This is a genomic window from Bacteroidota bacterium (genome assembly GCA_034723125.1).
Lineage (GTDB): Bacteria > Bacteroidota > Bacteroidia > CAILMK01 > JAAYUY01 > JAYEOP01.
This window is the reverse complement of the sequence record JAYEOP010000460.1, coordinates 1-8,912: the sequence shown is the minus strand read 5'-3', so window position 1 is coordinate 8,912 and position 8,912 is coordinate 1. Positions and strand designations below refer to the sequence as shown.

Genomic DNA, 8,912 nt, shown 5'->3' with positions numbered 1-8,912 from the left:
TGAGGACTGTGGACTGAAGACTGCCGACTGAGGACTGCCGACTGATTTGTTTATATTTTCACGCAAAGAACACAAAGAAGAATTGTTTATTTGCTGATTTGTTTATTCGGAATTTGACTGCGAACTGTGGACTGAAGACTGCCGACTGAGGACTACCGACTGATTTGTTTATATTTTCACGCAAAGACGCAAAGAACGCAAAGAAGAATCTTTTCATCTGTTTATTTGGTAAATTGTTTATTTGTTTATTTGGTGATTTGTTTCAATAGTCATTTAGTGGTCATTTGCTTCGCTGTCATTTAATTGTCATTAAGTTGTTTATTTGGTGATTTGTTTATTCGGAATTTGACTGCGAACTGTGGACTGCCGACTGATTTGTTTATATTTTCACGCAAAGACGCAAAGAACGCAAAGGAAAAAGTTAAAAAAAATCAACGTTATTCAGGCAAACAAACTGAGGACTGTGGACTGAAGACTGCCGACTGAGGACTGCCGACTGATTTGTTTATATTTTCACGCAAAGAACACAAAGAAGAATTGTTTATTTGCTGATTTGTTTATTCGGAATTTGACTGCGAACTGCGAACTGCGGACTGTTGACTGAAGACTGCAGACTGAGGACTGCGGACTGAGGACTGAGGACTTCTTCTCTTCGTACCGATGGAGGGACTCGAACCCTCACGTTCTTTCGAACACTACGTCCTGAACGTAGCACGACTACCAATTCCGTCACATCGGCTTTTTATTAACTTAGTTTATCAAATGCAAAATTAAAAATATTTTATTGAATAAAAATACTGAATGAATTAGTAGTTGATTTTAGTTTTTTCAATTTTTTCATAAAACTTTGCAAAATTTTAAAAATTTACTTTTAGATTTGCCGAACATTAATAAATAGAAATTCATTTTTTTAAAGTAATATGCTTGTGAATTTTAATGAAAATAAAACTAAAATTGTATGAAAAAATTCCCATTACACTGGCAAATATTAATCGCTTTAATACTCGCAATTATTTTTGGTATATTATTTTCAACGAAATATCAATTAACTAAAAAATCCTTTAAACATCTAAGCTCAGAAGGTGTTGCTGTTGAAGTTCTTATTGATTTAAAACAAATTGAAGGCGAAGTTTATAATACCCGGGTAGATTACTTAAAAAAATTGAAAGCAGTAATAGGAGAAGAATTAACAGAAAAATATGAATCAAAGTTAATAAAACATGCTTACTTTAACAAAGCAGTTAAAGGCACTAGTTGGATGGGAGATATTTTTCTTAGAGCATTAAAAATGTTGATAATTCCACTTATTTTGAGTTCAATTATTTCGGCAGTTACTAATATTGGAAGTAGTGATAGGCTTGGACGATTAGGATTTAAAACAATGGGCTATTATGTGTTAACAAGTATTTTTGCCATTACAACAGGTCTCGTAATGGTAAATGTTTTTCAGCCGGGAGTAGGAGCAGACCTTAATTTTACTGCTGATGTAGAAGGATTAATGGATGAGCCAAAAGCACTTGGGCAAACTTTAATTGAAATTGTACCTGATAATATTTTTTATGCTTTTGTAAATAATTATATGCTTTCAATAATTTTCTTTGCATTATTGTTCGGTTTTTTTATTACAAAAGTTAGTGCTCCTGCTACCAAAACTTTACAAGATTTTTTTCAGGCAGTATTTGATGTAATGATGAAAATGACAATGTTCATTATAAAATTTACTCCTTTTGGAATATTTGGTATAGTTTTAAAAGTTGTTGCCGATCAGGATAATCTTGCTGAACTTGCACAACGAATGGGTTTATATATGTTCGTTGTGATAGTAGCTTTAATTATTCATGCTTTTGTATCATTGCCATTGTTAACACGCTATCTTGGAAAAGCCAAGCCATTTAAACATTTTCGGAATATGACAACCCCATTGTTAACAGCATTTTCAACATCATCTTCAGGTGCTACTTTGCCAATTACAATTAATTCTGTACAAAGAATGTCAGGGGTTTCTACAAAAATATCAAAATTTACATTACCTCTTGGAGCAACTATTAATATGGATGGAACTGCATTGTACGAATGTGTTGCAGCTATGTTTATTGCTCAAGCTTATGGAATGGATATGACATTTGGAAATCAACTAATAATTGTTATTACCGCTCTGCTTGCTTCTATCGGTGCAGCTGCAATTCCAATGGCCGGCTTAGTAATGATAACAGTTATTTTGTCAGCCGTAGGTCTTCCTTTAGAGGGAGTAGGGTTGATACTTGCGGTTGATAGAATTTTGGATATGTTCAGAACAGCTACAAATGTGTGGAGCGACACTTGTGGATCAGTTATAATTGCACACTCAGAAGGGGAAGAGTTGCCAGTAAGCATTGATAAAAAAGAAGTAGGTTGAGCAGTTATTAGTGATTAATTATTTCCAAAATGAAATTTTTCTGATTTGTTTGCAAAATTGATAATCGTAAGTTCCTTATTTGTAGTTGTTAAAAATTAAATTAAAAATATTTTGCTTAAAGTTAAGTAAAATCCATCACAATTTAGAAATTTGCAAGCGAAAATTATAAGTACTAAAAATGAAAAAACAAACATTAATATCATATAACATTTTTGAAAATGCTTTTTTCAAATCTTTCTATATTAATATTAATGAAAAAAAAGAATTGTTAAATTTGACAGGAAATAAGCAATATTAAAAACGATATTTATTTTGTACAGATGAAATTCATCAATTTCCAAAAGAATTTAATAGACTATAAAAGTAGAGGAAAGAAAAATTATGAGCAAAAACTTAGTAATAGTTGAGTCACCTGCAAAAGCAAAAACTATAGAGAAATTTTTAGGAAAAGAATTTACTGTTAAGTCATGCAACGGACATGTTAGAGATCTTTCTCCAAAAGAACTTTCAATTGATATTGATAACAATTTTGAACCTAATTATCAGATTTTAAGTGAAAAGAAAAAGCTGATTGCTGAAATAGAGAAGGCTGCAAAAAAATCTGAAATGGTTTGGCTCGCAACTGATGAAGACCGTGAAGGAGAAGCTATCTCTTGGCATTTAGCTTCATTGTTGAAATTGAAAGAAGATAAAACAAAGAGAATAGTATTTCATGAAATTACAAAAAATGCAATACTTGAAGCGATAAAAACTCCAAGGTCAATAAGTAACAATATCGTAAATGCTCAACAAGCAAGAAGAATTCTTGATAGACTTGTTGGTTTTAAGCTGTCTCCTGTTTTATGGAAAAAAGTTAAACCAAAATTATCGGCAGGTAGAGTGCAATCTGTTGCAGTACGATTGATTGTTGATAGGGAAAGAGATATTTTAAAATTTAAACCAACAACTTTTTATAAAGTTGTAGCCGAATTTATTATTTCAGGAAAAGATAATAAGAATGCTATACTTCATGCTGACCTAAACAAAAGGTTTGATAGTTATGAAGAAGCAAAATCATTTCTTGAAGATAGCAAAGGAGCAGAGTTTACAATAAATAATATTGAGAAAAAAGATGCAAAAAAATCTCCTTCACCTCCCTTTATAACTTCTACTCTTCAGCAGGAAGCATCGCGTAAATTGTATTTTTCAGTTTCTCAAACCATGCGTCTTGCTCAGTCTTTGTACGAAGCAGGTCATATAACGTACATGAGAACAGATTCACTAAGGCTTTCGCCATTAGCAATAGACAGTGCTAAAGAAACTGTTATTGAAGAGTTTGGAAAGGAATACTCAAAACCCAGAAACTTTAAAACTAAAACAAAAGGTGCACAGGAAGCACATGAGGCTATCAGACCAACAAATATGTCTATAAAGAATATTAGCCTTGATTCACGTGAAGCAAAATTATATAATTTAATATGGAAAAGAACAATTGCTTCTCAAATGGCAGATGCTAAAATTGAAAAAACAAATGTAAAAATTAAAAACTCAAATAATCCTGCTCTTTTTATTGCAAGCGGTGAAGTAATTAAATTTGACGGATTTCTAAAACTATATATAGAGTCAAGGGATGATGAAGAGTCTTCTGATAAAAAAGCTACTTTATTACCTCCAATCTCAGAAGGTGAAAAATTGAGATTACAAATTGCCAAGGCAACACAAAGATTTACTCGTCCTCCATTTAGATTTACAGAAGCATCTTTAGTAAAAAAGATGGAAGAATTAGGAATCGGTCGTCCTTCTACTTATGCTCCTACAATCTCAACTATTCAAAAAAGAGATTATGTAATTAAAGATTACAGAGATGGGGAAAAACGTGATTACAAATTATTGTTTCTCAAAAATGATGAAGTAATTGAAGAAATAAAAACAGAAATATTTGGTGCTGATAAAGGAAAACTTTTTCCTTGTAGCATTGGAATGATAGTAAATGATTTTCTTGTTGAGCATTTTTCTGATGTAATTGATTATAACTTTACTGCAAATGTAGAAAATGAATTTGATAAAATAGCCGAAGGAAAACAGGATTGGCAAAAGATGATAAGTGATTTTTATTCAGATTTTCAGCCTAGTATTGAAAAAACATTAAAGGATGCTGAAAGATCCAAAGGAGCAAGAATACTTGGAAATGACCCCAAAACAGGAAAACAAGTATCAACTCGTCTTGGTCGTTTTGGTCCTTTTGTGCAACTGGGAGAAAGAGATGATGAAGAAAAACCAAAATTTGCTAAACTTAAAAAAGGTCAACTTATAGAAACAATTACTTTTAAAGAAGCTTTAGAACTACTTCAATTGCCAAGGATTATTGGAAAATTTGAAGACTTTGATGTAGTTGTAAATATTGGTCGCTGGGGACCCTATATTGATCTCAATCGTTCATTTTATTCTTTACCAAAAGATGATGATCCCTATAAAATTGAACTTGACAGGGCTATTGAAGTAATCAAAGAAAAACGAGAAAGAGAGATAAAAAAAACAATAAAAACCTTTGATAATAAAGGAAATGAAATAAAAATTCTACACGGACGCTACAGCCCTTATATTAAATATAAAAAGAAAAGTTTTAGAATACCTAAAGGAACAGAGGCAGAGTCTTTGACAATGGAAGATGCTTTGGTTATTATTGAGAAAGAAATGAAGACCAAGACAAAAGCGAAGACTAAGGCGAAGACTAAGGCTAAGGCTAAGACTAAGACTAAGGCTAAGGCTAAGACTAAGGCTAAGACTAAAACGAAGACTAAGGCTAAGACTGAAAAGAAGAAATAATGACTTTGTCTTTATTCTTTATTTAGGATATTTCCATTTTCGGGAAAAAGATTCCAATAATTAGATGTAAAACACTATACCTTTAAACAGATATGTTTGAAACACAGTTGATTATGTTTGTGGCAAACTTAGTGTAACTTATCATAGTTACTTAACTAATTATTGTGGATTATGAAACCTTTAACTACTCATTTAAAAATATTACTTTCTACTCTCATTCTTTTAATGTCTTTCTCTGTTTTTGCTACAAATTACGAAACAGACCAAGATGGTGATTGGAAAGATAAAAGTACATGGAAAAATAATAAGCAACCTGGAAATAAGATTAAATCAGGGGACCATGTTTATATTAAGCATGACGTTGATTTAGATGATGATATAGATGAAATAAAAGGTACTTTGGAAATACAATCAACTGGTTCATTAACTGGTAGCAAAGAAATTAAAAAAGTTGAAACAGGAGGCAATTTAATTGTTGATGGAGAATTAGATATAGAAAAAATAGAATTTAAGGGAGGAAATTGTACAGCAACAGCAACAATTACAGTTGAAGAATTTAAGGTTGATGGTTCAACGACATTTACAACATCTGCTCCTTGTTACATTACTGATAAATTTGAAGTAAAAAATGCAACGAATATTACTTTTAATGATACTGTGTCAATTGATGATATTAACAAAATAGAGAATAGTACGGTTTCATTTTCAGGTGGTGTGTTCGTTGATGATAAGATAGATATTGATGGGAAAGGTAGCACTATTAGTTTCGGAAGTAACAGCTATATTGATGATGATTTCAAAATTAAAGATTGTACTTTAAATATTTCAGGAAATTTTGAAGTGAAAAAAAAGATTGAATTGAAAGAAGATTGTACTATGACGAATTCCGGGATAATAACTGCAGATGAATTTAAACTTAAAGAAACAACTTCCGATTTTACTAATAATGGAACTGTAAATGTTGAGGATTTTATAGTAGAAAAAGGAGATGCTGTGAATAATGGAACAATAAATTGCAGTGATGATTTTGAAATGAAGAATTCTGCATCTTTTACTAATAATGGACAGATAGATGTGTCGGATAAATTTAAAATGGAAGATGACGCTACTTTTTCAAACGATGCTACACTAAACGCTGATGAATTTGATTTAAAAAATGATGCTACATTTACTAATGACGATGATGGTGATCTTACTGTTACAAATAGGTTTAGAATTATAGATAGCGGTGGTTCATTAACCAATAGTGGAACTGTAACATTGCATTGCGGAGGAAGTAACGAAAGTGAAAATGAAGGAACAATAACAAATAATAGTGGTGCTACTATTACTATTAATGGTGAATTCGAAAACAAAAACAACATTGTAAATAATGGTACTTTTAATGCAAATGGTGAATTTACCAATGAAGATGATATTACAAATACAGGTGATTTTAATGTAGGTGGTGAATTTACCAATGAAGATGATATTACAAATACAGGTGATTTTAATATAAGTGGTGAATTTACAAATGAAGATGATTTTACTAATAATGGAAATTTAAATTTGATTTCTGACGAAAATGGTTATGGTACATATATAGAGGATGGTGGTACAACAACCGGTAGTGGTCAATCAAGAACTGAGTTATTATTAACAGAAGACGATTGGCATTATATTTCTCTTCCTGTTGATATTGATTCTACAAATGCATTATGGGGTGCTGCGGTTTATTCCTATAGTGAGTTCACTAATACCTGGCAAGCACATGTTGCAAACGAGCAACTTCAACCAATGAAAGGATATGATGTATATTATTCAGAAGATAAAACTATAGTTTTTTCAGGTGAATTTAATGAAGGTAGTTTTTCTAATACATACTTAACATATAATAATGATGGATATAACTTTGTAGGTAATCCTTATCCATCCTCAATTGATTGGGATGCATCCAGTGGTTGGACAAAAACAAATCTTGATAATGCTATTTATATTTGGGATCCTGTTGCACAAGCTATTACCTCATATATTGATGGAGTAGGAGCAAATGGTGGAGGTCAGTATATCCCACCTATGCAAGGCTTCTTTGTAAAATGTAGCACTTCAGGTGTAAATGGTACTTTAGGAATGACTGATGATGTGAGGTTGCATAACAGCGATGCTACATTTAGAAACAGTGATAACGGAAAAGAAATTATCAGACTTAAAGTAAAATCTGAAAAAAATGGATATACAGATGAAACAGTTATTCGTTTTGATAATAAATCTACAGCAAAATTTGATAGTTATTGTGATGCTAACAAAATGTTTAGTAATAATAATTCCGTTTCGCAAATTTATACAAAATCATCTGATGCTAAAGATATGTCAATAAACACAATTCCTGAATTTGATAATGAATTGATAATTCCGTTATATACAAAAATTGGCGTTTCAGGAAAAAATACTATATTTATTGATGCTGATAATTTCTCATTTTCTGCTAATATTTATCTTGAAGATTTAAAAGAAAATAAAATGTTTGATTTTGGAGAAGGTGAGTATTCTTTTTATGCAGATGTAAATGAAAAGACTGATAGATTTATTCTTCATTTTGTTTTACCTCAACAAATAGATAATAATAAAGAAATAAATACAGCAATTGAAAATAATACAAAAAACAACAATGTAAATATTAATAGTGTAGAAAATACAGTTACTATTAAAATGGATGTTGACAAAGCTGTAGTTACAATTATTGATATAACAGGAAAAGTTGTTGTAAACAAAGAAATTATAGGAAATAATAATGAAATAACTGTTGATGTTGATGCAGGTTATTACATTGTAAATGTTAGAACTGAAAAAAATAATTATTCTGAAAAGATATTTATAAAATAAGAAATATAACAACCCACATAGGTTTTGGTTTTATTGGTTAAGTACACTGGGTTTGACCTAGCCCGTTAGAAATCCCCTCATAGCAGGGGATTTCTATTTTTCAATTCTAATATTGAGAATATTTTATTATTTTAAGAAGATTTTATTTACTAATATTTTTGTAAGCTGTTGAAAGTTAAAAGAAAAGGATGTTGGCAAGAATAATGTATGTTTTTTAATACCAATAAAATTAATTAGTAGATGTATAAAAAAATAATTACTCATATTATAAAATATATTTTTTTTATTTTTCCTATAATCAGTTATGCTCAACCATCTAATAATGACCGTTCTAATGCAATAGTTCTTTCCAATATAGATGATTGGTGTTCTGCTGATACTGCATATACAACAGTAAGTGCAACTGCTGACCAATCAAGAGGTTCATGTTGGAATACAGGACCGAATTATAACGTATGGTTTATGTTTCAGGCAACAACAACAAACATTGAGGTTACCGTAAGAATAGGAGGTTCTGAAGGAACAATGGATTATCCGTATATTGCCTTGTGGGATACTTCATTAACACAAATGGAATGTAAGAGATATATTGATGCTTCTTCGGATATTGGGGTAACATCTACAAGTTTAACAATAGGACAATGGTATTATATTTCAATTGATAACTATAGTTCCACATCTTATTGTGGAACTTTTAAATTATGTGTAACTGATAAAATAACTTATGATTGGAAAGACGGAGCAAAAGATTTAAGCGACAGTTTAAGTAATAATAGTGGAGATTGGAGTTCGGCAGATGCAATTTATACGACTACAGATGGAACACAGGACGAAGCAAGAGGTTCATGTT

General features: G+C 31.0%; 4 protein-coding genes and 1 tRNA gene. 4 read left to right on the top strand and 1 reads right to left on the bottom strand.

Annotation, left to right across the window (positions count from 1 at the left end):
* Window positions 1-655: 655 nt before the first annotated feature.
* Window positions 656-739: transfer RNA gene (locus U9R42_12015), tRNA-Leu, on the bottom strand.
* A 219-nt stretch (window positions 740-958) separates the two neighbouring features.
* Here U9R42_12015 and U9R42_12010 point away from each other — a divergent pair.
* The 4 genes from U9R42_12010 to U9R42_11995 all read left to right on the top strand — a co-directional run.
* Window positions 959-2,395: a dicarboxylate/amino acid:cation symporter gene (locus U9R42_12010; GenBank protein ID MEA3496747.1), complete on the top strand. Its 1,437-nt coding sequence runs from the start codon at window positions 959-961 to the stop codon at window positions 2,393-2,395.
* Between the two features lie 381 nt (window positions 2,396-2,776).
* Window positions 2,777-5,200: a type I DNA topoisomerase gene (topA, locus tag U9R42_12005; protein MEA3496746.1), complete on the top strand. Its 2,424-nt coding sequence runs from the start codon at window positions 2,777-2,779 to the stop codon at window positions 5,198-5,200.
* Between the two features lie 171 nt (window positions 5,201-5,371).
* Entirely contained in the window at window positions 5,372-8,062 is a 2,691-nt protein-coding gene (locus U9R42_12000; GenBank protein MEA3496745.1) for a T9SS type A sorting domain-containing protein, read from the top strand.
* A 240-nt stretch (window positions 8,063-8,302) separates the two neighbouring features.
* A partial coding sequence (locus tag U9R42_11995) for a hypothetical protein (protein MEA3496744.1) occupies window positions 8,303-8,912 on the top strand: 610 nt, incomplete at its 3' end.